The organism is Candidatus Epulonipiscium sp. (assembly GCA_012519205.1).
Lineage (GTDB): Bacteria > Bacillota > Clostridia > Lachnospirales > Defluviitaleaceae > JAAYQR01.
This window is the reverse complement of sequence record JAAYQR010000023.1, coordinates 134,561-160,139: the sequence shown is the minus strand read 5'-3', so window position 1 is coordinate 160,139 and position 25,579 is coordinate 134,561. Positions and strand designations below refer to the sequence as shown.

The 25,579-nt window shown below is 34.4% G+C and carries 21 protein-coding genes and 1 other annotated feature; of the genes, 20 read left to right on the top strand and 1 reads right to left on the bottom strand.

Annotated elements, in window-relative coordinates; all coding sequences use genetic code 11:
• The 7 genes from GX308_07870 to GX308_07840 all read left to right on the top strand — a co-directional run.
• Positions 1-333: DUF2935 domain-containing protein (locus GX308_07870; protein NLK21986.1), on the top strand; the 333-nt coding region annotated here is incomplete at its 5' end.
• A 127-nt stretch (positions 334-460) separates the two neighbouring features.
• A complete protein-coding gene (locus tag GX308_07865; GenBank protein NLK21985.1) occupies positions 461-619 on the top strand; it encodes a hypothetical protein in 159 nt (52 codons plus the stop codon).
• A gap of 104 nt (positions 620-723) precedes the next feature.
• Positions 724-1,320: a hypothetical protein gene (locus GX308_07860; GenBank protein NLK21984.1), complete on the top strand. Its 597-nt coding sequence runs from the start codon at positions 724-726 to the stop codon at positions 1,318-1,320.
• Positions 1,321-1,414: 94 nt separating this feature from the next.
• Positions 1,415-1,655: a binding site (T-box leader), on the top strand.
• A 52-nt stretch (positions 1,656-1,707) separates the two neighbouring features.
• Positions 1,708-2,727, top strand: a complete 1,020-nt coding sequence (gene pheS, locus GX308_07855) for a phenylalanine--tRNA ligase subunit alpha (protein ID NLK21983.1) — start codon at positions 1,708-1,710, stop codon at positions 2,725-2,727.
• 14 nt (positions 2,728-2,741) lie between these two features.
• Positions 2,742-5,132, top strand: a complete 2,391-nt coding sequence (locus tag GX308_07850; GenBank protein ID NLK21982.1) for a phenylalanine--tRNA ligase subunit beta — start codon at positions 2,742-2,744, stop codon at positions 5,130-5,132.
• Positions 5,133-5,195: 63 nt separating this feature from the next.
• Positions 5,196-6,461, top strand: a complete 1,266-nt coding sequence (locus tag GX308_07845; protein ID NLK21981.1) for a polysaccharide deacetylase family protein — start codon at positions 5,196-5,198, stop codon at positions 6,459-6,461.
• Between the two features lie 120 nt (positions 6,462-6,581).
• Positions 6,582-6,773: a hypothetical protein gene (locus GX308_07840; GenBank protein NLK21980.1), complete on the top strand. Its 192-nt coding sequence runs from the start codon at positions 6,582-6,584 to the stop codon at positions 6,771-6,773.
• A gap of 332 nt (positions 6,774-7,105) precedes the next feature.
• Here GX308_07840 and GX308_07835 read toward each other — a convergent pair whose 3' ends face one another.
• Entirely contained in the window at positions 7,106-7,585 is a 480-nt protein-coding gene (locus GX308_07835; protein NLK21979.1) for an S-ribosylhomocysteine lyase, read from the bottom strand.
• 156 nt (positions 7,586-7,741) lie between these two features.
• Here GX308_07835 and GX308_07830 point away from each other — a divergent pair, with 156 nt between their 5' ends.
• The 13 genes from GX308_07830 (at position 7,742) to GX308_07770 (ending at position 25,460) form a co-directional block, all read left to right on the top strand.
• The gene (locus tag GX308_07830; GenBank protein NLK21978.1) at positions 7,742-8,242 is read left to right on the top strand and encodes a MarR family transcriptional regulator; all 501 of its coding nucleotides are present in this window, start codon (positions 7,742-7,744) and stop codon (positions 8,240-8,242) included.
• Complete coding sequence (locus tag GX308_07825) at positions 8,232-9,512, top strand: efflux RND transporter periplasmic adaptor subunit (GenBank protein ID NLK21977.1); 1,281 nt, start codon at positions 8,232-8,234, stop codon at positions 9,510-9,512. The genes GX308_07830 and GX308_07825 overlap by 11 nt, the downstream gene beginning before the upstream one ends.
• 17 nt (positions 9,513-9,529) lie before the next feature.
• Entirely contained in the window at positions 9,530-12,670 is a 3,141-nt protein-coding gene (locus GX308_07820; GenBank protein ID NLK21976.1) for an efflux RND transporter permease subunit, read from the top strand.
• 163 nt (positions 12,671-12,833) lie between these two features.
• A complete protein-coding gene (locus GX308_07815; protein ID NLK21975.1) occupies positions 12,834-13,799 on the top strand; it encodes an ABC transporter ATP-binding protein in 966 nt (321 codons plus the stop codon).
• Positions 13,780-14,643 (top strand): ABC transporter permease, encoded by an 864-nt coding sequence (locus GX308_07810; GenBank protein ID NLK21974.1) that lies wholly within the window; start codon positions 13,780-13,782, stop codon positions 14,641-14,643. Before GX308_07815 ends, GX308_07810 begins: the two co-directional genes overlap by 20 nt.
• 11 nt (positions 14,644-14,654) lie before the next feature.
• Positions 14,655-16,097 (top strand): GldG family protein, encoded by a 1,443-nt coding sequence (locus tag GX308_07805; GenBank protein ID NLK21973.1) that lies wholly within the window; start codon positions 14,655-14,657, stop codon positions 16,095-16,097.
• Complete coding sequence (locus tag GX308_07800) at positions 16,094-17,482, top strand: DUF4340 domain-containing protein (GenBank protein ID NLK21972.1); 1,389 nt, start codon at positions 16,094-16,096, stop codon at positions 17,480-17,482. Before GX308_07805 ends, GX308_07800 begins: the two co-directional genes overlap by 4 nt.
• 208 nt (positions 17,483-17,690) lie before the next feature.
• On the top strand, positions 17,691-19,817 hold the full coding sequence (locus GX308_07795) for a methyl-accepting chemotaxis protein (protein ID NLK21971.1): 2,127 nt from the start codon (positions 17,691-17,693) through the stop codon (positions 19,815-19,817).
• Between the two features lie 274 nt (positions 19,818-20,091).
• Positions 20,092-21,051, top strand: coding sequence for a sugar ABC transporter permease (locus GX308_07790; protein NLK21970.1), 960 nt, complete (start codon positions 20,092-20,094; stop codon positions 21,049-21,051).
• Positions 21,052-21,067: 16 nt separating this feature from the next.
• A complete protein-coding gene (locus tag GX308_07785) occupies positions 21,068-21,979 on the top strand; it encodes a carbohydrate ABC transporter permease (GenBank protein ID NLK21969.1) in 912 nt (303 codons plus the stop codon).
• A 74-nt stretch (positions 21,980-22,053) separates the two neighbouring features.
• On the top strand, positions 22,054-23,736 hold the full coding sequence (locus tag GX308_07780; protein NLK21968.1) for an extracellular solute-binding protein: 1,683 nt from the start codon (positions 22,054-22,056) through the stop codon (positions 23,734-23,736).
• Between the two features lie 188 nt (positions 23,737-23,924).
• On the top strand, positions 23,925-24,944 hold the full coding sequence (gene trpS / locus GX308_07775; protein ID NLK21967.1) for a tryptophan--tRNA ligase: 1,020 nt from the start codon (positions 23,925-23,927) through the stop codon (positions 24,942-24,944).
• 90 nt (positions 24,945-25,034) lie between these two features.
• Complete coding sequence (locus GX308_07770; GenBank protein NLK21966.1) at positions 25,035-25,460, top strand: MerR family transcriptional regulator; 426 nt, start codon at positions 25,035-25,037, stop codon at positions 25,458-25,460.
• Positions 25,461-25,579 lie beyond the last annotated feature (119 nt).

Sequence of the window (25,579 nt, the reverse complement as noted above, 5' to 3'; positions counted from 1 at the left end):
TGCGAAAGTCTTAACTTCTGGAATGATATCATGGGAGAACACGCAGAGTTTATCGATGGTATGCTAGATCCAACAGAAAAAGACCTTAGGAAAAAGGCTAGGGCCTTTGCCAAAAAGTTTGAAAAGTTAGTAGAAGTGTGTATTAAAACAGCCGAAAGGCAAATACTTCAAGAAAGTATAGAGGACACAAAAGGAATAATAGATTTTAAAAGGGCATCAACTGAAGGTTTGTTACAATGCAAAATTAAGTCCATTATCCCCCCACTTTTAGCGGACCATGTACTGCGGGAGGCTAACCATTATTTAAGATTGTTGACGATGTTAAAAAGATAAAGATAAAGAATATAATAGAGCCTTATCTCTAATAGTCTTAATTGAGGTTTTTCATCCTTTTCAAATTAAGAACAATATGGTAGCATGATTAGAAAGAATAATATATATGATGAAAGGATGAAATGTTATGAGAGATAGGATAGACTTAGACTGTGATTTTCCCGTATGGTACACCATAAGAAAAAGGCGACATAAAAACATATCAAGGATTCTTGGCTTTGGGCTCATTTTTAGTGGTATTGGCTTTGGTATTGGTTGTTTAGTTTATGGTTTTACCAAAAAGTAACATTATATTAAATTTGACTACTTTATATCTATTTTTGGTTACAAAATTCTACCTAATTTCATAATATATTGTAAAACTAATATTATGAAAGGAAGAATTAAAGGATGGATGACTTAAGGATCTACAATCAGGGAAATGTACCTTCATGGAAACAAAATATTATTAGGGTTAAGAATGCCATGATTGAAGAAATAATGATAGAAAGAGAGATGGGGTACTTAACCATATCCTATAGAAATATGGGTGATACTAACATGACTCATAAGGGGCTCATTACTTTAATAGTTCACCAAAATACAATAATACAAGATGAATTTGGGTATACCCTACCCCTTAGGAGTTTAAAAGAGGGTATGAGAATTAATGCAGACTTTTCCAGTGCTATGACAAAAAGTATCCCACCACAATCAAGAGCATTTAGAATAGTTGTTATTAGTAGAGAAATGCCTTTTATTATTAAAGTAGATAGGGTTTTAAAGGTTGATGCTAAAAACAACCTCCTTTATACGGGAAGTGCTAATAATGTATATAGTCAGATGAAGTTTATCGTAACAAATACAACAATAATTTTGGATAGAAGAGGTAGAAGAATATCTCTGCGAAGTATAAGGCCAGGACAACTCGTAAAAATAAGCCATGCAACTTTTCAAACTCTTAGTATTCCGCCCCAAACTACGGCTTATAGTATACAAGTTCTGTAAGATTTAACCATTATACCTTAAAAGGTGGCTACGGCCACCTTTTATTTTTCTCCCTTGACAATGTAAATATCTATGCTAAAATGAAAAATAAATATCAAAAGCTATGAAAGCGTAGATTGATTTATTATCAATAAGTAAATGGTGGATTCCCTTATAAGAGAAAGAATGTCGGCGGCTGAGAGCATTCTTATGGACAGGTCACTATTGAATTTCCCGCTGGAGCTGCATTTATGAATCTGAATAATAAATGCCGGAATCAATCCTCCGTTATAGGTTTAAGGTGTCTGCACTTTGCAGGAACTAGGGTGGTATCGCGGATTAACTCCGTCCCTTTTTGGGGGCGGGGTTTTTTGATGTTTAAATTATTTGAAGAAGGGAGAATTTAATATGAAGGAAAAATTACAGTCCATTTTAAGTCAGGCAATGGATCGTTTAAACAATGCAAAAGAATTAAAATCTTTAGATGAAATCCGGATTGAGTTATTGGGAAAAAAAGGTGAATTAACACAGGTTTTAAGGGGAATGAAAGACTTGTCCTCAGAAGAGCGCCCCATTATTGGACAAATGGCTAATGAAGTTAGGGAAGCAATTGAAACTAAGTTAGAAGAAACAAAAAATAATCTAGGCAAAAAGGTTCAAGAAATGAAATTAAAGACAGAAACAATAGATGTTACTATGCCGGGTAGAAAAACCAATATGGGTCGCCGCCATCCTATGAATTTAGTGGTAGATGAAATAAAAGAAATCTTCCTTGGTATGGGCTATAAAATAGCAGAAGGACCTGAAATAGAAACTGAATACTATAATTTTGAGGCCCTAAATATTCCAGAAGAACATCCGGCAAGGGATGAGCAGGATACCTTTTATATCAATAAAAACTTTATGCTGCGTACAGCAACATCTCCAATCCAAGTTAGAGTTATGGAAAAACAGGAACCCCCGATTAGGATTATATGTCCGGGTAAGGTATATCGCTCAGATGAAGTGGATGCTACCCACTCTCCAGTTTTCCACCAGCTAGAAGGATTAGTTGTGGATAAAAACATCACATTTGCAGACTTAAAGGGCGCCCTAGAAGTATTTGCGAAGGAATTATTCGGAGATAAGGTAAAGGTAAGATTTCGCCCTCACTTCTTCCCATTTACTGAGCCCAGTGCAGAAATGGATGTATCCTGCGTAGCTTGTGGTGGGGAAGGCTGCCGGGTATGCAAGGGCAGTGGATGGATAGAAGTATTAGGCTGTGGGATGGTTCATCCTAAAGTCCTTAAAATGGCAGGAGTTGATTCTGATGTATACACTGGGTTTGCCTTTGGTATGGGGCTTGAAAGACTTGCCATGAGTAAGTATGGTGTAAAGGACTTACGTTTATTTGTAGAAAATGATGTTAGATTCTTGAGTCAATTTTAGAAAGGAGTATAAATATGAATATACCTATGTCTTGGCTTAAAGATTATACGCCAATTAATTCTGATATAAAATCTTATATAGATGCTATGACCATGTCTGGTTCTAAAGTAGAAACCTATGTAGAATTGGGAAAAGAAATAACCAATGTAGTAGTTGGGAAAATTCTTTCCATAGATAGTCATCCTGATGCTGATAAACTAGTAGTTACAAAGGTTGACACAGGGAAAGAAACTCTCCAGATAGTTACGGGTGCCGATAATATTTCAGTAGGGGACTATGTTCCCATTGCCCTTAATGGTTCAACCCTACCCGGTGGAATAAAGATTAAGACTGGTAAACTCCGTGGGGTAGAATCTCAGGGGATGATGTGCTCCATAGAGGAATTGGGCTTCGAAAAAGAAGATTATTCTGATGCACCAGAAGACGGAATTTATATTTTATCTAAGGAATGCACCCCAGGAAAAGATATAAAGGATATCTTTGGACTTAATGATATAGTGGTTGAATATGAGGTTACCTCTAACCGCTCGGATTGCTTTAGCGTAATAGGGATTGCAAGGGAAGCTGCAGCAACTTTTAGAGTACCCTTTGGATATCCTGAAATATTTGTACAGGAAAACGAAGAGAATGTTTCTGATTATATTGATATAGAAATACAAAATGCAAAATTATGTCCAAGATATGCAGCAAGAGTTATTAAAAATGTTAAGGTAGGACCATCTCCTAAATGGATGAGGCAAAGACTGTTAGCAGCAGGGGTTAGACCAATTAACAATATCGTAGATATAACTAACTACGTTATGCTTGAAATGGGTCAGCCCATGCATGCCTTTGATCTCTCAAAATTAGAAAGCAAGAAAATAGTTGTCCGAAACGCAAAGCCCGGAGAGAAAACCATGACACTAGATGGGGAAGGAAGAAACTTAGATGAATCCATGCTTTTAATCACCAATGGTGGAAAACCTATAGCTATAGCTGGGGTCATGGGAGGAGAAGAATCTAAGGTAACAGAAGAAAGTAGCACAATACTTTTTGAATCCGCTAATTTTAATGGAGCAAATGTAAGAGTTACAGCTAAAAAGCTCGGGCTTAGAACCGATGCATCCATTAAATATTCAAAAGGATTAGATCCCAATCTTGTAGGAGATGCCTTAAATAGGGCAGCACAATTGGTAGTGGAACTAGGAGCAGGAGAAATTGTAGGGGGAATTGTCGATGTGTATCCGAACAAGAGAGAAGCTAAGACTATTCCCTATTCCGCAGAAAAGATTAATGAGCTTCTCGGTACAAATATTTCTGAAGATGAAATGATGGGGTATTTGACCTCTCTGGAATTTATAGTAGATAAAAACACCAAATCTGTAATCATACCCACATTCCGTCCTGATATAGAAGGTAATGCAGACTTAGCAGAAGAAGTTGCAAGATTGTATGGATATGATAAGATAGAAACTACACTAGAAACAGGAACCCCAACGGTTGGTAAGAAATCCTATAGCCAAAAGGTGGAGTATGTTATTAAGGAAGTCATGGAGGGTCAAGGATTTTATGAAATCATGAATTATTCTTTTGAAAGTCCCAAGGTATTTGATAGATTAAATATCGGTAAAGACAGCATACTTCGTAATGCAATAACTATTTCCAATCCTTTAGGAGAAGACTTTAGTGTAATGAGGACCCAAACATTAAATGGTATCCTTAGTTCTTTGTCCACTAACTACAATAGAAGGAATGAAGAAGCTTGTTTATATGAATTAGCAAAGGTATACATTCCTAAATCCCTACCCCTTACAGAACTTCCCGATGAAAGAGGAAAACTTACTATTGGTATGTATGGAAAGGGAGACTTCTATGACCTAAAAGGAGCCATAGAAGCACTTTTTGAGACATTAGGAATGGCTGAAAAAGTAGAATACAGTTTAAAGCGGGATTTATCTTGGATGCATCCTGGCCGTACTGCGGCGATATCTATAAATAATAAGGAAATAGGGTATTTAGGCGAACTTCATCCAATGGTATCAGAAAGTTATGATATAGAAGCTAGGGTATATGTAGGAGTTATAGATGTACCTGATATATTAAAGGCTGCTAACCTTGATAGGGAATATAAGCCCCTTCCTAAATATCCTGCAGTATCAAGGGATATTGCAATGTTAGTTAAGGATGAAATATTGGTAAAAGACATAGAAAATGTAATTAAGCAAAGGGGAGGCAAAAACCTAGAATCCTATGAACTTTTTGATGTATATAAAGGAAAACAAATAGAAGAAGGATATAAATCTGTTGCTTATTCCATAACCTTTAGGGCCACTGATAGAACCCTTAAGGAAGAAGAGGTAAATAAAGCGGTAAAGAAAATATTAAATGGATTGGAAACCAATTTAGGAGCGCAACTAAGGGAATAATATGCATAGGCCCATTTTTATAGTATAATAAAAGGATATTATACAAAATAAATAGGGGGCGCCATGAGAAAAAGGTTATTTTATACATTGTTTTGTATTCTAGGGATTATCCTTATTTATGCTAGTTACAAAAGGATTTACAAAGATTCTTTAGTTCAAATCCCAGTTTTAATGTACCATCATTTTGATACTGAGGGTATTAGTGAAACCACCATTCATCCACAAAACTTTCAAAGACACCTGAAGTTTTTGAAAGAAGAAGGATATGAAACAGTTACAATTGAAGAATTGATAGGTTTTTTGAAGCAAAAAAAACCATTCCCCAAAAAACCTATCATAATTACTATAGACGATGGATATCTTAGTAATTATACCCTTGCGTATCCTGTTCTAAAGGAAGAAAATATGAAGGCAACCATTTTTGTAGTTACCAGCTTTAGGGAAAAACAGCCAGGGGTGACCCCTCATTTTACATGGGAGCAGGCAAAAGAAATGTATGATTTGGGTCTTGTAGACATTCAATCCCATTCCTATAACTCCCATTATAAAATTGATACAATAAAAGGAAGTAAAGGAGCATTAACAAGACCTATCCATAGTGATATAAAGATTGAATCAGATGAAGAATTTGAAAAAAGGATAAAAGAGGATTTATTAAAATCAAAGGAAGATATAGAAAAGAATATAGGTAATAAAGTCATTGCTTTAGCATATCCTTTTGGGGAATACAGTAGAGCGTCGGAGAAAGCCGCTAAGGAAGTCGGTTATAGGGCTACTTTTATCATCAAAGATAAAATGAATTATGAAGATGCTACACCCCATTTATTAAAAAGAATACAAGTAAGCGGATATGATATCGAAGAAGATTTGGCTAAAAAAATTAAATATAGCAAAAGCTCTTTTACTATCATAGATAAAGTAAAGGCTAAAATAGTATCTATAATAACATCCATAAAAGATGAAGAAGTAATGGGTCGGGAGATAGAAATTTATATTAATGGTGGCAAAGTTCATTTCCCAACCCAATCCCCTTATATTGACAGAAATTTTACCATTCTAGTTCCCGTTGAGGATGTTGTAAAATCCTTGGGGGCGGAGTTTACTTATGACGAAGCAGGTGGAGTGGTATTAGTAAAAAACAAAGAAACAAAAGTGCAATTCATAATAGATAGCGATAAGGTATATATAAACGGGGAAGAAAAGCAAATGAATAATACGGTAGTATTAACCCCTAAAAAGGTTATTATGGTACCACTTAGATTTTTAGGTGAAGCTCTCGAAAAGACTGTAATCTGGAATGAAAAAGAAAAAATAATTTATATCAATTAAAAAACCTCCTAAGAGTATTATGGAAGATTATTATAGGTATAACATATTTAAATATATTTATACTAATCTTATAGATGAATCATTTTAAGGTATAAATCCATATTTTCTAGGAGGTAGGAAATGGAACTTAATACGTCGGATTACCTAAAGAAGGCTCTCTTAGATACCCAAGAAAGAGTGAGGGATTTTCAGAATTATTCTCAAGAAATAGACGATGAAGAAATTAGTGATTGTTTTAAACGTTTTGCAGAGAATGAAGGAATGCAGGCATCAGAAATACAAAAACTTATAACAAGAAAATTAGGCGAATAACAAAAGTCCCCATGTACGGGGACTTTTGTTTTATAGGTTCTTACTAACCCTCGGGGTGACAAGGGTATAAATTTCGGCCCTTATCATATTCTTGGGTATATTCGTTATGATAGCCATATAGAATATATTCCTGAGAGGATAATAATGGGTTGTTAGAATTTAACCTTAAAAGTGTACTTCTAGGATAAGTATATTTACGAAAAGATGGATTAGGAAACTTAATCATGGTTATGCCCCTTCCTTTTCTTATCCTAATTAGCTTATGCAGTAAATGAATACATATGCTTGGTGATAATTACTAGATAGTAAATCGAAATTAATGAATAAATAAATTAAATAGGGTAGTATAAGTTTTCTTTTTTAATATCCCTAAGGATGTCTTTTAGAAACTTTTCGGCCTCATATTTAGCTATTGGCAGATTCATATCAAGATAATTTCCACATTCAATTGCAGAAGCTCCAGGGATACTCCCTGTAAAGTTTGCCATAAACTCAAACATTTCTTTAATTAAAGAAAGCATATCTTCAGATAGAAAATCCCCATGAACCACAAGATAAAAACCAGTTCTACACCCCATGGGACCAAAATAGATTATTTTTTCAGAAAAGGCTATATGATTTCTAAGAAAAGTAGCTCCAAGATGTTCCATTGTGTGGATTTCTGCTGTATTAAGCACTGGTTCGCGGTTGGGCTCTTTCATCCGTATGTCAAAAGTGGTAATGATTTCGGAGCCAATGGGATCTTTTCTAGAAACATAGATACCTTTTAATAGATTAAGGTGATTTACCGTAAAACTTGTAATCTTTTTCAACTTAAACCCTCCTGTTCTTTTTTGTTTATTATGAAGCATACAAATTAAATTGACAATGGAAAATATATTTTTATCTAAATTGACTTGAAATAAAAGAACATCTGTAATAAAATATGTTTATTGTAAAACTATTTTATCATAAACATAGGTGATGATATGAAAAATAATAAAGCCCATGAGGTAAGCCATCAATTCTTAGAGTTTATAATGAATTTAACTCAGTGGCTCCATGAAAACTATTTTAAAGAATTTAATATTAATGGTAAAGGAGAAAATTCCATTACGGATAGGCAGTTTACCATTTTAGTTTTGGTGAATCAATTTGGACTTTGCACTATATCCGAATTAGGCAGAGAACTTAATCTTAGCAGTAGCTGCTTATCTATTGTAGCTTCCAAATTAGTTAAGGAAGGATATTTAAAGAGGCAGCATCCATCGGAGGAAGAAGATAGGAGAAAAACATATTTATCCCTAACTGAAAAAGGTAGGGGTGTACTTGTGGAGGTTTACAAGAGAATTATGCTTGTGTTTGGAGAATTCTATTCTAGTCTTAAAGAGGATAAACAAGAAGACTTCGAAGAGGGGCTAAAAAAATTAAGTGAAATATTTGATAGTCAAATTCATCAGAAGATAAGGAGAGTATATGATGAAAATTAAAAAATTAATATCTATAATAATGGTCCTTGGGATTATTGCTACCGGATGCGGCCGGATAAATAAAGAAGCAATCGGTAAGTTAGAGGAAAAAGCAACCCCAATTAAGATTGAAAAAACTTCTAGAGGAAGAATATCTAATAGCTTTAGTTATGGGGGAAAGATTAATCCAAAGCAGCAAATCCATGTTATAAGTAAGATGCCAGGTAAAGTAAAAGAATTGCATTTTGATGTGGGAGATGAGGTTAAAACAGGAGATATATTATTTAGGTTGGATGAAAAGGATATTGAAAACAATATAAAACTTTTAGAAGCACAATTAAAATCAGCCGATGCAGCTGTTAGTCTGGGTAAAGTGGGTCTTGATAGTGCGAAAGGAAGCCAGCAGGAACAGCAAAAAATCCAGCTAGAGGCTGCTGTTAAAAATTCAGAAATTCAGTTTAATGATGCAAAAAAGGCATATGAAGATATGAAAACCTTATATGATCTAGGCTCTATATCTCAGCAGCAATTAGATCAGACAAAAAGTGCATATGAAGCGGCAAGCCTAGGGTATAATTCAGCTAAGGATAGTTATCATTTATTTATAAACAGTCTATCTAAGGAAAGTGTTAAAGCAGCCCAGAGCCAACTATCCCAAGCAACAGCTGCAAGGGAAAGTGTTCAGGTGCAAATTGACAGCGCAAAGGAAACCCTTAAGGATGCAACGGTTAAAAGTCCTATTGACGGAATTGTAAGTAGTAGAACAGTAGAAGCAGGGGAAATGGTTGGTAGTTCTATTCCACCTTTTACAATTATTCAAATGGATATTGTATCTGTAGATGTCAATGTTTCCGAGCAGATTATAAATAAGTTAAAAAAAGATCAAAAGGTTGAGGTTTATGTAAGCTCTGCAAGTAAAACGCCCTTTGAGGGAAAAATAAAGGTAATAAGTCCGGCAGCAGACGAAAGGACCTTTACTTATCCTGTTAAGATAGAAATCCCTAACCAAAGTGGCTTACTAAAACCAGGAATGTTTGCAGAGATAGAATTTAATGTAGACACGGTAAATGATGCCATAATCGTACCAAGGGAAACTATTTTAACTGAAGGGGATATAAGCTATATTTATACAGTTGAAGGGGATAGAGCTAAAAGAATTGAAGTTAAAATAGGCCTTGATAATGGAAGAGAGACAGAAATAATCGAGGGATTAGAGGAAGGAACACAAATTGTAATAAAAGGACAAAATTACCTCGAAGATGGTGGGAAGGTTCAAATAATCGAAGATTAGGATTAGGGGGAAGAGTCATGAAGTTTTCAAAAATATCAATACAGCGTCCCGTTACCACTGTCATGTTAGTGCTAATTGTAGTTTTACTTGGGACCATTTCTATAGGAAGATTACCAGTGGATTTGCTTCCGGAATTCAGTCTTCCTTATGCAGTGGTGATAACAACTTATACCGGGGCGGGGCCACAGGAAATAGAAACTTTAATTACAAAACCCTTAGAGGGAGCAGTGGGTACAGTAAGTAATTTAAAAAATATAAAATCGACATCCTCAAACGGTTCTTCAGCTATAATCGCAGAATTTAATAGTGGAACTGATATGGATATGGTCATGCTTGATATGAGGGAAAAAATTGATATGGTTAAGGGATTTTTACCGGAGGATTCGGAGGAACCCATAATTCTTGAATTAGACCCTAATATGATGCCGATCGTGGAAATAGGTATCAGTGGCAATGAGGATTTAGTAGCCCTAAAACAAATTGTTGACGATAAAATTATCGGTAGAATTGAAAGAATAGAAGGAGTAGCCTCTATCAATGTCAGTGGGGGAAAAGAAAAAGAAATAAGGGTTACCCTGCTTCCTGATAAATTAAAGGGGTATAACATTACCCCTAGCACAGTGGCGCAATCGATAGCAATGGAGAATTTAAATCTTCCGGCGGGAGAAATAAAACAGGGACTTAGTAGCCTTACACTTCGCTCCATAGGGGAGTTTAATAATATAGAGGAAATAAGGGAACTTCCCATTATGACTTCGGGAGGCATTGTATATTTAAGGGATGTGGCAGAGGTTGAGGAAGTATTTAAAGAGATGGATTCCTATGCCTATATAAATGGTAATCCTAGTATCAGTTTGTCTATTCAAAAGCAGTCAACAGCAAACACAGTACAGGTGTCAAAGGAAATTAATAAAGAATTGAACAAATTAAAAGCCGAATTACAGGATATAGATATTAGGATGGTATATGATAGCGCAGAATTCATTAATGCATCTATTGGAAATGTTGCTTCCACTGCAGTTGTCGGCGGTATTTTAGCCATAATAGTATTATTTGTTTTTCTACGTAATATAAGAAGTACCTTAATTATTGCAACATCCATTCCCGTCTCAGTTATTGCTTCCTTTGCTCTAATGTATTTCAGTGGACTTACACTTAATCTTGTATCCTTAGGGGGGTTAGCACTGGGGGTTGGGATGTTAGTTGATAACTCCATCGTAGTTTTAGAAAATATTTATAGACATAGGGAAAATGGAAAAGGTCGAATCGATGCTGCGGAAAAAGGGACTACGGAGGTAGGATTGGCGGTAATGGCATCTACCCTTACAACTATTGCTGTATTTTTACCCATCATATTCATTCAGGGATGGGCTGCAACAGTATTTAAGGAGATGGCACTAACGGTGACATATTCTTTAACTGCCTCTCTTATAGTTGCAATTACCCTAGTTCCGATGATGGCTTCTAAAATTTTGAAGGTTGAAAAGGTAGACGAAATTAAGCGCAAAAAAATAACAACAAAAATATTTGATAGCTGGGGTATTCTATTAGATAAAATTGATATGGGTTATAGAAAAGTCCTTAACTGGACAATGTGCCATAGGATAAAGGCGTTTTTATTGACAGGGATCATTTTTTTACTAACCCTATTAATTCCCGTATCTGGATTGGTGGGGATGGAATTTTTCCCTACATCTGACGAAGGACAGTTAAGTATTAGCATTGAGTTGCCTAAGGGTACAGTGATAGAAGAAACTTTTGAAATAGTAGCAGAAGTTGAAAAAAGACTTGATGAAATAAAAGAAATCAAAGAAATATTTGTAAGCATAGGGGGAGGTTCTAGAACCGTCGGTGCTGGAATCGGCAGCTCTGGAAAAAGTTCCAATACAGCTGTATTTACGATCGATATAGGTACCGTAAAGGAAAGAAAGCGTTCCGCAAATGAGGTTGTAGATGAGATAAGAAATCTAATTTCTGATATCCCTGGAGCAAGTTTTTCTGTTCTAGAAAGCAATAGCTTTATGGGATTTGGAGGTCTAGGTGGAAGTGGCTCTATTACTATAGAAATTACAGGGGATGAATTGGAGCAGCTAGATATAATATCTAAGGATGTAGTAACTATTGTAGAGAGCATTGAAGGGACAAGAGAAGTAAAAAGTTCCATAGAAGAGGGAGCACCAGAAGCACAAATAATAATTAATAGGAAAAAGGCATCTATGTACGGCCTTAATATGATGACAATATCAAACACATTAAAGACAGCTGTACAAGGAGCAGTAGCGACTAAATACAAGGTAAATGGAACTGAAATAGATGTAAGGATTATATATGATTTATCGCAGGTAGAATATCTAAAGGATATTAATAATATTTCAATAACATCACCTATGGGTATTAGCATACCATTATCAGAGATTTCGGAGATAATTATTAATCAAAGTCCTACTAGTATTTCAAGGAATAATCAAAAAAGAACTGTCACCGTTAACTCAGCACTCTTTGGAGTTGATGTAAACACTGTTCAAAAAAATATAATTAGAAAATTAAATGATTATAGTATGCCCGATGGATATAGTTATGAATTTACAGGGGAAGTAGAGCAAATGATGGATTCCTTTGGAAGTCTAGGTTTGGCATTAATATTGGCAGTTGTCCTTGTATATATGGTCTTAGCTGCACAATTTGAGTCATTTCTCCATCCATTTACAATTATTTTCTCTATACCCTTATCTATAACAGGGGCAATACTGGCATTGTTTATAACTAGAAGAACTATAAATATGGTTTCTTTTATAGGTTTGATTATGCTAGCAGGAATTGTTGTAAATAACGCAATTGTATTGATTGATTACATTATTCAGCTAAGGCAAAGGGGGTACAGTAGAACAGAAGCAATATTAGAAGCAGGTCCTACAAGGCTTAGACCGATTCTTATGACCACCCTTACGACCATCCTTGGGATGATTCCCATGGCTCTTGAAATAGGAGAGGGGGCCGAGACCATGTCGCCACTAGCAACGGCTGTTATTGGAGGATTGTCCCTATCAACTATATTAACATTAGTAGTTATACCCTTAAACTATACACTATTTGATGATATAGCAGAGTTATTTAGAAGTAAAAGGAAAAGACAAAAAAATTCCCAGACAGTAATTTAGATAGCAATCATAATTAGAGCCCATGAAGGTAATTATACTTTTATGGGCCTTAATTGTTAGTAAAAACTTGCATAATGATGTCAAATAATTTATAATTTATTCATATTTTGTTCATGTTTTTTTGATAGACTATACTAAAATTATGAACGTGGGAGGGAAAAACTTGATTGAAATTAATAACCTGACAAAAAACTACGGTCAGTATAAGGCGGTAGATAATGTTAATTTCACAGTAAAGAAAGGCGAGATACTAGGATTTTTAGGGCCTAATGGGGCCGGAAAATCTACTACCATGAATATTATAACGGGATATATATCTGCTACAGAAGGAACTGTAAAGGTAGATGGTTTTGATGTTTTAGAACAACCCGGAGAGGTTAAGAAAAGAATAGGATATTTGCCTGAATTACCCCCATTATATATGGATATGACAGTGGGGGAATATCTTAAATTCGTATGCAATATTAAAAAGGTAGCTTCATCTTCTCAAAAAGATACTTTAGACAAGGTTATGAATGCGGTAAAGATTTCGGATATGAAAAGCAGATTAATAAAAAATCTTTCAAAAGGGTACAAGCAAAGAGTTGGATTAGCCCAAGCTATGATAGGAGATCCGGAAGTACTTATTTTAGATGAGCCTACAGTTGGATTAGACCCTAAGCAAATTATCGAAATTCGTAATGTTATTAAGAATCTAGGAAAAAAACATACCATTATTTTAAGTTCCCATATTTTATCTGAGGTTAGTGCAGTATGTGATAGAGTTTTAATTATAAATAAAGGAAAAGTTGTTGCTAGTGATACTCCTGAGAATTTATCCAAACGGCTTAGTCAAAGCAATAGAATGGTTCTAAGGGCAAAAGGGCCAAAGCAAGAAATCTTAAAGATCATTAAAGGTATAGAAAATATAAAAATGGCGGAAATTCAAGGAGTACGAGAGCCGGAAACCGTAGATATTTTGGTAGAGGGCAGCGAGGATGCGGATATTCGCGAGGCACTATTTTATACTCTTGTTAGGGCAGATTACCCCATACTGATGATGAAATCCATGGATTTAACTTTAGAAGAAATCTTCTTACAAGTAACGAATGCTAAGGAGGAGAATGGGCATGCTAGCAATATTAAATAAAGAGTTAAAATCTTATTTTGCTTCTGCAACGGGATATATTTTTATGTCGTTTTTTCTACTGATTTCGGGAATTTTCTTTTCCTTAACTAATTTATTTGGGAGAAGCCCGTTATACAATGATGTTTTATCTAGTATTACCTTTATCTTTTTATTTGTGGTACCGATGATTACAATGAGATTAATTTCAGAGGAAACAAAACAAAAAACGGACCAATTACTCCTGACTTCACCAATTAAGGTATCAGATATAGTTCTAGGGAAATATTTTGCTGCATTGGGATTGTTTTTAGCAACTCTAGGGGTTACTATCATATTTCCAATTATTTTAAGTTTCTTTGGGGAAATATCGACAGGTGAAATTTTAGGAGGATATATTGGCTTCTTTTTATTGGGGGCTTCCTTTATTTCGGTGGGCATATTTATATCTTCCCTTACCGATAACCAGGTAATAGCAGCAGTGGTTACGGTTGTAACATTATTAATTATGTGGATTATGGATGGAATCATAATGGGAATGCCTAAGGATAGAACATCTTCCATGGTTTTTATAGGTATTTTGGTAATAGCCATAACAGCTTTATTTTATTTTTCTACTAGAAATATATATATGAGCATTGCCATATCAGTTATAGGGGCTATTGGAATGATAATAGTTTTTCTCATAAACCCTGGATTATATGATGGGATTATTTTAAGGATTCTTGGCTGGTTTTCCTTATTAAAACGACATGAAAACTTTTCAATGGGTATTTTTGATGTAAATGCCGTGGTATATTTTATTACATTTTCTTTTGCATTCATATTCTTGACTATACAAACTATTGAAAAGCGCAGATGGAGCTAAGGGGTGAAAAGATGAAAAGATTAAACATAAGAGACTCATTTAGTACTAAAAACTTTAAATTTGGTGGCTACGCTGCTATGATGACAGCTATTGTACTGGCTATTCTCATAGTAGTCAATTTAGTGGTAGGGCAATTAAATATAAAAATCGATTTAACCAAGAATCAATTGTATTCTTTATCAGAACAAACCTATGATGTTATTAATAATTTAGATCAAGACATTACGATATACGCATTGTATGAGACGGGAAAGGAAAATACGGCCTTTAATGAAATACTTAATAATTATAGTGAACATTCTAAAAGAATTCATATAGAATATAAGGATCCTGTTTTATATCCTCAATTTGCTTCACAGTATGATAAAGAAGGTGGGGGCATTAAAACGGGTAGTTTGATTATTGTAGGTAGCAATAATAAGTTTAAAGTAATTAGCCCTCATGAACTTATTAATTACAGTATGAATCAGCAAACATTCCAGACTATAGCGGAGTCTTTGGCTGTAGAACAAAAGGTAACAGGAGCAATACAATATATTATGGCAGAAAAAATTCCAACAATATATACCCTTGAAGGTCATGAAGAAGTTAGCCTTCCTGGAGATATCATAAAACAATTGGGGCAAGAAAATTACGAAGTCAAAAATTTAAACTTATTAACTATGGATAAGTTTCCTGAAGATGGAGATATATTAATGGTACTTTCTCCAAGAAGAGATATTTCAATAGAAGAAGCTGAAAAGATTAATGAATTTTTAGAAAAACAAGGACGGGCTATTTTTATTATGGGAATTAAAGAAAATGAAATGCCCAATATGGAAGGCATAATCAATAGCTATGGGGTTGGATTGGAAAATGCCATAATAGTAGAAAGAGATACTAGTCGTCAATTTCAAAATCCAGTATATATCATACCGGGATTTGCGGAACATGATATTTTAAATCCCCTAAGGGCTAAAAAGTTACCTGTCTTAATTCCTTTTGCACAGGCTATCGAAATCCTACAAGTTAAGAAAAAATCTATAGATATTGCCCCGCTTTTAATAAGTTCAGAGGATTCCTATGCTAAAACCAATCCCAACTCGGAAACAATAGAAAAAGAAGCGGAAGATTTGGAAGGACCATTTAATGTAGCAGTAGCAATTACTGATAAGTGGTATGAAGATAACCAAGAATTAATTACAAGGGTGGTAGTTATTGGGAACAAGCAGTTTCTAGACCCACAAATCAATGCAGTTAGTGCCGGAGGTAATATGGATTTCTTTCTAAATAGTATTAACTGGTTAGTAGACAGGGAGGAAAGTATTACCATAAGGCCGAAAAGTCTACTTAGTAGATATCTCAACCTTAATATGTTTCAAGTATTACTCTTCTCGGGGATTGCAGTGATTCTTATTCCTCTAGCAATAGGAATTGTAGGTATTGTTGTATGGTTGAGGAGGAAGAATAAATGAAGAAATCAAAAAACATTATTTTAGCCCTAGTGCTTCTTGGGGTTTTAGTGGGTACTTATATTTATATAAGCTCAAAACCCGAGGAAGAAAAACTAGATAATAATGTGGAGAAAAAAGAGGAAATAACAAATATCTCAAAAGATAGTATTAATAAGATGATGCTGATATCTAATGAAGAAGAATTAATATTTGAAAGAAGAGAAAATGATTGGATACTATATTCGAGGGAAGATTTGGAACTGGATCAAAATATTGTTGATACTCTAGCCTCTAGTTTTGCCATACTATTTGCTGAGAGAGTAGTAGAGGAGAATCCTGAGGATTTAGAAAAGTATGGGTTAAATACACCAGTTGTAACAGCTAGGGCTATTCTAAGTGATGGAAGCGAAAAGGTATATTATCTCGGCAATAAAACCCCGGAGGGAAATACTTATTATCTTATGGTGAAAGATGTTCCTAAGGTGTACACAGTATGGGTGAACCATGGAAATAACTTTAGCCTTAAGATGAACGATGTAAGATTAAAGGCACTTACAGAAATAGCATTAGAAGAAATAAAATACTTTTATTTAAAACAAGAAGGAAAGCCTACCATTGAAATCATACCTAATGAGGATGAATCTGGTAAAGATTATGGATGGGGCCTTTGGCTTATGAAACAACCCTATAGACATGAATATACCGTAGATACGGAAGACTTTACTAGGATTATACAAGGGGTTTCAAATCTCAAAATCAAAGATTTTGTGGAAGAGAATCCTTCAGATATCTCAAAATATGGCCTTGATAACCCCAAAATAGAGATAAAAATTCAAGATAATAAAAACACACTTCATTTATATATAGGTTCCAATAAAGATGAAAGTACAGTGTACTTTAAAACCCACGATAAAAATAACGTGTACACGATGGACATACTAGCCCTTACACCTTTTATTAATAGTCTCCCATTTGAACTCATTGATAGGTTTGCATATATTGTTGATATTAATCTAGTAGATGCTATTAAGGTAGAAACCCGAGAAGGAGTCTATGATATTACTTTTCTTAGAACTACTAAAAGAGTAGAAGATGAAGAAGATGAAATTGTAACTACCTATAGGGTGGATGGGGAAGAAATAGAAGAAAGTAAATTTAAAAGCTATTATCAAAAATTGATAGGCATTACCCTTGATGCTGAAATTGATAAAACTATTAAAAAAGAAGACACAGAAATAAGCACCATCTTTATCCTTAATACTGGAGAAACCATAGTTATAAATTATGTTCCGTACAATAAAGATTTTTATGCGGTTCTAAGAGATAATGAATCAGAATTTGTTGTTACTAAGAAAAAGGTTAAGGATATGCTTGAGCATTTAGAAGGTTTAATTGAGGGGAATTAAAATCCAATAATCGTTAATATGTATAAAGTCCTATGGGAATTCTAGATTCCTATAGGACTTTATTCGTGTAAATTAATAAGATTAATTTTAGAAATAAAAATATATTGTGAACATTGATGAAGTGTGATAAGATTGACTTATTAAAACCTATTTATAAACTAAAGTATAATAGTGGGCTTTAAAAATATACAAGAAAGGTGAGGAAAATATGGGAAGACTTTCACTGCCTAAAGTAAAGTTTAAGGTTAAAAAAGGAGAAAATCTTAAGTTAAAAAAAGGTAGAGGCGGTAAAAAAATAGGTAGACTATTATCTAAAGTTAATTTTAAGTTTTTAGATATGGCTAAGATAAGAACAAGGTTAATATTTTCCTTTTTGATTTTAAGCCTTTTGCCACTTATTATAATAGGTGTATTTGCCTATTCTAATTCTAGGAAGACGGTAGAAGATAAGGTAGGTCTCTATTCGGAGCAACTGGTACAGCAGGTAACTTTTAATATTAACGATAAAATAGATGAGATGGAGAGAATAAGCAAACAATTGATATCTAATAATAGACTCTCAGAAATATTTCTGAATTCGAGCAAGGCTGATGATACATTAAAGATTATCGAAAATAAGAGAGAGATAGACTCAATTATGACTACTCTTGTACAAACCAATGCAGGCTTAAATGGAGTATTAATGTATACATATGATTTCGGAATCATGGCTGTAGGACCGGGATGGGATTTGAAAACTTTTAACAACGAGGTTTTTGAGTCTACAGAAATATATAAAAGTGTAATTGAAAGAAAGGGAAATACCCTATGGGTTACAGGATTTAATGATTCTTATGAGAGTCTATATTTATTTAGAAGATTAACTAGTCTTAGTACCGGTAAGGAAATAGGGCTTATTGGATTAAATATTAAGTTATCAACATTTGAAGGGATTTATAAGAATATAAATTTGGGGGAAGGATCAACATTTATGATTGTTGATGAAGAAGGCAGTATAATCCTTCATGATTCCAAAGAAAAACTAGGAATGCCCGTATCAGATAGTCTTTTAAAAATAATTAATGGTGAGGTTGAATCTGATTTATTATCTATAGACAATAATCTTATAACCTATAGCTCTTGTACAAATGGCTGGAAGACAATTGCACAAATTCCCCTTTCTTCACTGTTAACCGATATCGATAAGGTGGGAGAAACTTCCCTGATTATTGGAGTAATTTGTGCGGTAGTGGCAATATTAATTGGCATTCTTATTGCCTTAAGCATATCAGGACCGATACAAAAAATTATGGGATTGATGGGAAAAGCAGAACAAGGGGACTTGACTGTCAAAACTAATATGAAAAGCAAAAGTGAAATTGGACAACTGGCCATAAGCTTTGATACCATGATGGAAAATATTAAAGAATTGATTGATGATACGCGTAAGCTGACTAGAAAAGTATTTGATGATACAACCATTATGAACACAGTTGCTGAGCAATCAACATCCATAGCCCAACAGGTGAATGTAGTGGTTGAAGCTATTGCTAAAGGTGCCAGTGAGCAGGCCAGTGATGCAGAACGCAGTATGCATACTGTTCATGAATTGGTTCAAGGTATAAATCTTATAAATAAGACTGTTGATAAGGCTACAAAGGTAATTGAGGGGACTCAGGATATGGGGAATGTAGTTATGGAAACCTTGGAAACCTTAAATGCTAAAACCCATGAATCTGCTCAGGTATCAGATACGATTAAGATAAATATAGACCAGCTAAATAATAGTACAAAAGAAATTATTCAGATTACTAAAATCATCGAGGGGATTAGTGAACAAACAAACTTATTATCCCTTAATGCAGCTATAGAGGCTGCTAGAGCCGGGGAAGCAGGCAGGGGATTTGCTGTCGTTGCTAACGAAGTCGGTAGATTAGCGGAACAATCAAAGGATGCGACTAAGATGATAGGGGAGATTGTTAATAGTATCCAAAGCCAAACACAAAGTACAGTTAACATCGTAGAAAAGGGGAATGAAATATTTAAAGAACAGCAAAATTCAGTTAAACATACCAATAAGGCATATGGAAACATAGCAAAATCTCTTGATAGTGTTATTTATCAAATGAGAGATGTAAATAGTGCTGTTGGGAACATAAATCAATCGAAAGATACAGCAATAAGTTCCATAGAGAGTATAACCGCTATTGCCCAACAGTCAGCCGCTTCTACTGAAGAAGTTATATCTGTTGGAGAGGAACAGATGGCAGCAGCGGAACAGCTTTATAATTTGGCAAGACAATTAACAGATATAGTGGAAAACCTAAATCATAAAATGGATAGGTTTATAGTTTAGATAATATATAGAATGATTGGCAAATAAGGTAGATACTTTAGGGTCTACCTTATTTTTATATAAATATAGCTTAGCGGTTAAGTAAATATTAATCGAAATTTACTTGACCTTTATCTTAACGTATGAGATAATATTATTGTAAGAACTTACCTAAGGAACAAAAATTAAATACAAATAATGTACATATTGTACAATGAAATTATTGTATAACGTAAAATTACACAAATTATCTTAGGAGTGGGGGATGCAAATGCAGGTTAAGGCGAATGCTAATATCCAAAATCAGAGTAAAAAAGATAGTTCTTTAAACAAAAGAACTGCAAATAATTTAAGTAAATTAATTTATGAACAAAGGTATTTATTTTTAATGTCAATGCCTTTTGTTATATGGGTTTTAGTATTTAGGTATCTTCCCCTTTGGGGCTGGACCATGGCATTTCAGAATTATAAGCCGGCAAAGGGTTTTTTTGAACAGGATTGGGTAGGATTGAAATACTTTATTGAACTTTTCCAAGATAAAACATTTTATTTGGCATTAAGAAATACATTGGCCATGAGTATGTTACAAATAACCTTTGGATTTGTTATTCCTATTATATTTGCATTGCTTTTAAATGAAGTTAAAAATGGTATGTTTAAAAAAATAGTACAGACTGTATCTTATTTACCCCATTTTGTATCTTGGGTTATAGCGGCTAGTCTAATTACAACAATGCTTTCGGTAGACACATCGGGGGTCATAAATCAACTTCTATTAAGGCTACATATAATTGAAAAGCCTATTAATTTTTTAGCGATTCCGAAGGCATTCTGGTGGATAGTGCTATTCTCAGACCTGTGGAAGGAGGTAGGCTGGAATTCTATAATCTATTTGGCAGCGATAACTGGCATAGATATGGAATTGTATGACGCAGCTAAAGTGGATGGTGCTGGAAGATTCAAGCAAATATGGCATGTAACTCTTCCAGGAATAAGGTCCACAATCATTGTACTTCTTATAATGAATATAGGGTGGTTGATTAATATAGGATTTGAAAAACAATATTTGTTAGGAAATTCTATAGTCCTTGAATATTCTAATGTTCTAGATTATTATGCATTAACTTATGGCATACAACTGGGAAGATATTCTTATGGTACTGCAGTTGGAATTTTTAAATCGGTAGTTAGTATAATACTTGTTTTAGCAGCTAACAAATTTGCAAAAGTAATCGGTGAAGGCGAGATAATATAGATTGGGAGGTGTAGAGATGATTAAAAATATATTTAGAGGTAAAGGTATTGGAGAAGTCATATTTGAAATATTCTTATACTTATTTATGGTTATTGTATTAATTGTTACCTTATACCCATTTTTGAATGTCTTGGCCATATCCCTCAATGAATCAGCCGATGCAACTAGAGGTGGCATACATATTTGGCCAAGAAAGTTTACTTTGAATAACTATACTGAAATATTTAAATATAGAAATATCCCCAATGCATTTATTATATCCACCATGAGAACGATAATTGGAACTCTAACGGGAATAATATCCTCATGTATGTTAGCTTATACCCTAAGTAGAAAGGATTTCATAGCAAAGAAATTGTTTGCACTTATCTTTGTTTTAACAATGTATATTTCTGGGGGATTAATACCGGATTATATGCTCATTCGAAATTTGAAGTTACTAAATAATTTTTGGGTCTATATTATACCTGGACTGATAAATACTTGGAATGTAATAGTTATAAGGTCTTTTATAGATAACCTTCCGTTTAGTTTACAAGAATCAGCAAAAATAGATGGAGCAACGGATTTTCAGGTATTTACAAAGATTATTTTACCCTTATGCATACCAGTTGTGGCGACAATATCCTTATTTATTGCTGTAGGCCAATGGAATTCTTGGATGGATACTTTTTTGTATGCAAGTAGTAAAGAGAGCATCAGCACATTGCAATATGAATTGATGAGAATTATGGCTAATACCACAGCTACCCAAGGAGCAGATGCAGCATTAAAATCACAAAGTATGGGGGTTTTAGCAAATACGGTATCACCGCAATCTGTAAGAATGGCTATTACCATAGTGGCTACAGCACCTATACTGATAGTATACCCGTTTGTTCAGAAATATTTCGTATCAGGGATGACCTTAGGTGCTGTAAAACAATAACGCTAAAAGGTATTAACATATCTAGTAAAAATATTAGATATGTCAATATATAATAATTTAAAGGGGGAAACACCATGAAAAAAACAAGAGTTATTGGTCTTTTACTTGTGATGGCTCTTGCTACATCATTATCTGCGGGATGTGGCCAGAAGAAAGAGGCTAATAAACAAACGGATGTGACTAAAACTAATACAACCGGAGAAACTTTAGAACCCATTACTTTTACGATGTTTTCAAAGGATGTAAATCAAAACTATGAAAATTATGAAAGCCCTGTAGCTAAAGAAATACAAAAAAGGACAGGAGTTACGCTGAAAATGGAATATCCTGTTGGAGATTTGGATGAAAAAATAGGGTTGATGATTGCAAGTAATGATTACCCAGATCTTGTTTACAGCGGACAGGAGGCTAAATTTATAGGTGCTGGAGCGTTTTTAAAATTAGATGATTTAATTGAGGAGCATGGCCCGAATATCAAAGCAATTTACGGTGATTATCTAAAGAGATTAAGGTATAGTGCAGAAGACCCATCAATTTACTTTTTTGGTTCCATGGGTATTGATGCAGAAAGATACACTCCTAATATGGCATTTGCTATTCAACATGCAGTAGTTAAAGAGGCAGGATACCCAGAATTGAAAACCCTTGAGCAAGCCGAGAAAGTCATTCAGGACTATATTGATAAATATCCAACTATAAATGACCAGCCCACAATTGGTTTATCTTTGACAGCAGATGATTGGAGATGGCAATGTTCCCTTGGAAATATGGCAGCCTTTGTAGCTGGACTTCCAGACGATGGTAACTGGTATGTAAATCCTGATACCTATGAGGCAACATATAGGTTTACTTTAGATAACCATAAAGAGTATTATAGATGGCTTAATCATATGAATGATATTGGTCTACTTGATCCAGATGCATTAACACAAAAGTATGACCAATATGCGGCAAAAATTTCTTCAGGTAGAGTATTGGCATTAAATGATCAACTTTGGGAGTATAATGAACCTGAATTAGCTCTTAGAACAGCAGGAATGGATGAAAGACAGTACGGAGAATACCCAGTACAATTGGATGAAACATATACATGTGCGGATTATGCAGATTATGGTTATTCCGTAAGTTACGGCATAGGAATTTCAAAAAACTGTAAGGACCCAGTAAGGGCTGTACAATTTATAGACTGGATGTGCACTGATGAGGCTCAAATACTTAATAACTGGGGAATTGAGGGAGTACATTATACAATCGAAAATGGTAAAAGAGTTAGATCAGAAGAAGAAATTTATGCAAGAAATACCGATAGAGAATATTCGAGAAGAACAGGTATTGGTGTTTATGGATATCCCTTCCCACAAAGAGGTGATGGACTCCTTGATCCAACTGGACAGACATATACAATAAGGGATGATGAAGAGATTGTTAATAGTTATAGTGAAATTGAAAAAGAAGTTTTAAATGCATATGGTGCAAGGATTTGGAAGGATTTATATCCAACCAAAGACGAAGTACCTAAACAGGTATGGGGTCAGGCATGGGGCATTCCGATTCCACAAGATGGCGATCTTGCCGTAATAGTACAAAAGTGCCTTGACGCTACCCAGGCAGGATTACCAAAAGTTGTATTGGCAAGTCCTGAACAATTTGATGCTTCTTGGGATGACTTGCAGCAGCAATTAAAAGATGTAGGAGTCGAAAGAGCAAATGTTGAATTCACAAAACTCGTAGAAGCCAGAATGGACCTTTGGAAGTAATTGATTTGGTGATACAGTTAAAAGCATTTCATCCAGTTAGGATGGAATGCTTTTAATTTGATTATAGGACCTGGAACATTCTATTTATGGGTATATGGGGAAGACTTGCTTATACCCTTGAAGTTTTCTTGTTAAAACTATATACTAATTAAGATAAGTCCTTAAATTACTTAAAGAGGTGAAAGTTGATGAATACCGATATACAAGCGGAAAAGAAGAAGACTATATTTAGTGGCATGCAGCCTTCAGGAAATATTACATTAGGTAATTATTTAGGTGCCCTTAGGAATTGGATAAAGCTACAAGATGAATATAACTGCCTATTTTGCATAGTAGACCTCCATGCCTTAACTGTGCGCCAAAATCCTGCAGAACTTAGAAAGCGTTCAAGGGAAGTACTGATGCAGTACATTGCAGCGGGGCTCAATCCTGATAAAAATATTATATATTATCAATCCCACGTAAGTGCCCATGCTGAATTAGCATGGATTCTTAATTGTTTTACCTATATGGGTGAATTAAATAGAATGACCCAATTTAAAGAAAAGTCCCAAAAACATAGCGAAAACATTAATGCAGGGTTATTTACTTATCCATCCTTGATGGCATCAGATATCTTACTTTATCAGTCAGACTTAGTTCCTGTGGGTAATGACCAAAGTCAGCATTTAGAATTAACTAGAGATCTTGCAATTAGATTTAATAATATATATGGAGAAACTTTTACCGTTCCAGAGGGCTATTTTCCAAAGGTAGGGGCAAGGATTATGAGTTTGCAAGAACCTACAAAGAAAATGTCAAAATCTGATGAAAATGAAAATGCGTTTATTGCTCTTTTAGATACGCCAGATGTAATAGTTAGGAAATTAAAACGGGCAGTTACAGATTCAGAAGCAAAAATACGTTATAAAGATGAGCAACCAGGAATAAAGAATTTAATAGATATTTATTGCAGTATTATGGAGGAGTCAGTTGAAGAAGCCGTAGAAAGATTTCAAACTTTGGGGTATGGTGAACTTAAGGCGGCCGTTGCAGAGGCAGTTATAGGGGAATTAAAACCCCTTCAAGATGAATTCCGACGTTTAGAAAAGGATAAGGCCTATATTGATAAAATAATTAAAGATAACGCCGAGGAAGCTTCATACATTGCTAGTAAAACCTTAAGGAAAGTTCATAAAAAAGTAGGACTTCCCCCTAGCATAAGATAAGATATTTTATAAAATGATAAAATCTCCTATTTATGACTAAATTCTTAAACATTTCAGTAAAATGTGATATAATTAAATAGGGGTGATATTTTGGAAGTTAGAAATTGTATAAGATGTGGGAAATTATTTAACTATTTGGGTAAACCTATATGCAATGGGTGTATTGAAAAAGATGAGGAAGATTTTGAAAAGGTAAAAGAATACATATATGATCACCCAAAATGCAGTATATCAGAAGTTGCTGAGGCTATAGGTGTTTCTATTAGAAAGATTACGAAATTTTTAAGAGAAGAAAGACTGGAAGTAGCAGAAGGAAGCGTAGGGTGGCTAACTTGTGAGTCCTGTGGTGAAGAAATTAAAACAGGGCGATATTGTAAAGAGTGTTCTGGTGGATTAAGAGAAAGATTATCTTCAATAAGTGGTATAGAACAAGATAAAGAACCAGAAGTGGAGCTTAAGAAAGCTAACTATAAATCTCAGATGCATTTAAAACATCATCTAAAAAAGAATAAATAAAAGTTATTTTATTATAAGATTTTATTAATATGTCTATTTAATATAGACATTTTTTTATTGTTTTTTTCATATAAATTAATCAAACTACCAATATGGGGGAAGGATATGGGCTGCTTAAG

What these genes read in the sequence shown, in the direction of transcription:
- GX308_07865 (NLK21985.1), top strand. Translation starts at nt 461, where the DNA reads ATGAGAGATAGGATAGACTTAGACTGTGATTTTCCCGTATGGTACACC.
- GX308_07860 (NLK21984.1), top strand. Translation starts at nt 724, where the DNA reads ATGGATGACTTAAGGATCTACAATCAGGGAAATGTACCTTCATGGAAA.
- pheS (NLK21983.1), top strand. Translation starts at nt 1,708, where the DNA reads ATGAAGGAAAAATTACAGTCCATTTTAAGTCAGGCAATGGATCGTTTA.
- GX308_07850 (NLK21982.1), top strand. Translation starts at nt 2,742, where the DNA reads ATGAATATACCTATGTCTTGGCTTAAAGATTATACGCCAATTAATTCT.
- GX308_07845 (NLK21981.1), top strand. Translation starts at nt 5,196, where the DNA reads ATGAGAAAAAGGTTATTTTATACATTGTTTTGTATTCTAGGGATTATC.
- GX308_07840 (NLK21980.1), top strand. Translation starts at nt 6,582, where the DNA reads ATGGAACTTAATACGTCGGATTACCTAAAGAAGGCTCTCTTAGATACC.
- GX308_07830 (NLK21978.1), top strand. Translation starts at nt 7,742, where the DNA reads ATGAAAAATAATAAAGCCCATGAGGTAAGCCATCAATTCTTAGAGTTT.
- GX308_07825 (NLK21977.1), top strand. Translation starts at nt 8,232, where the DNA reads ATGAAAATTAAAAAATTAATATCTATAATAATGGTCCTTGGGATTATT.
- GX308_07820 (NLK21976.1), top strand. Translation starts at nt 9,530, where the DNA reads ATGAAGTTTTCAAAAATATCAATACAGCGTCCCGTTACCACTGTCATG.
- GX308_07810 (NLK21974.1), top strand. Translation starts at nt 13,780, where the DNA reads ATGCTAGCAATATTAAATAAAGAGTTAAAATCTTATTTTGCTTCTGCA.
- GX308_07805 (NLK21973.1), top strand. Translation starts at nt 14,655, where the DNA reads ATGAAAAGATTAAACATAAGAGACTCATTTAGTACTAAAAACTTTAAA.
- GX308_07800 (NLK21972.1), top strand. Translation starts at nt 16,094, where the DNA reads ATGAAGAAATCAAAAAACATTATTTTAGCCCTAGTGCTTCTTGGGGTT.
- GX308_07795 (NLK21971.1), top strand. Translation starts at nt 17,691, where the DNA reads ATGGGAAGACTTTCACTGCCTAAAGTAAAGTTTAAGGTTAAAAAAGGA.
- GX308_07785 (NLK21969.1), top strand. Translation starts at nt 21,068, where the DNA reads ATGATTAAAAATATATTTAGAGGTAAAGGTATTGGAGAAGTCATATTT.
- GX308_07780 (NLK21968.1), top strand. Translation starts at nt 22,054, where the DNA reads ATGAAAAAAACAAGAGTTATTGGTCTTTTACTTGTGATGGCTCTTGCT.
- trpS (NLK21967.1), top strand. Translation starts at nt 23,925, where the DNA reads ATGAATACCGATATACAAGCGGAAAAGAAGAAGACTATATTTAGTGGC.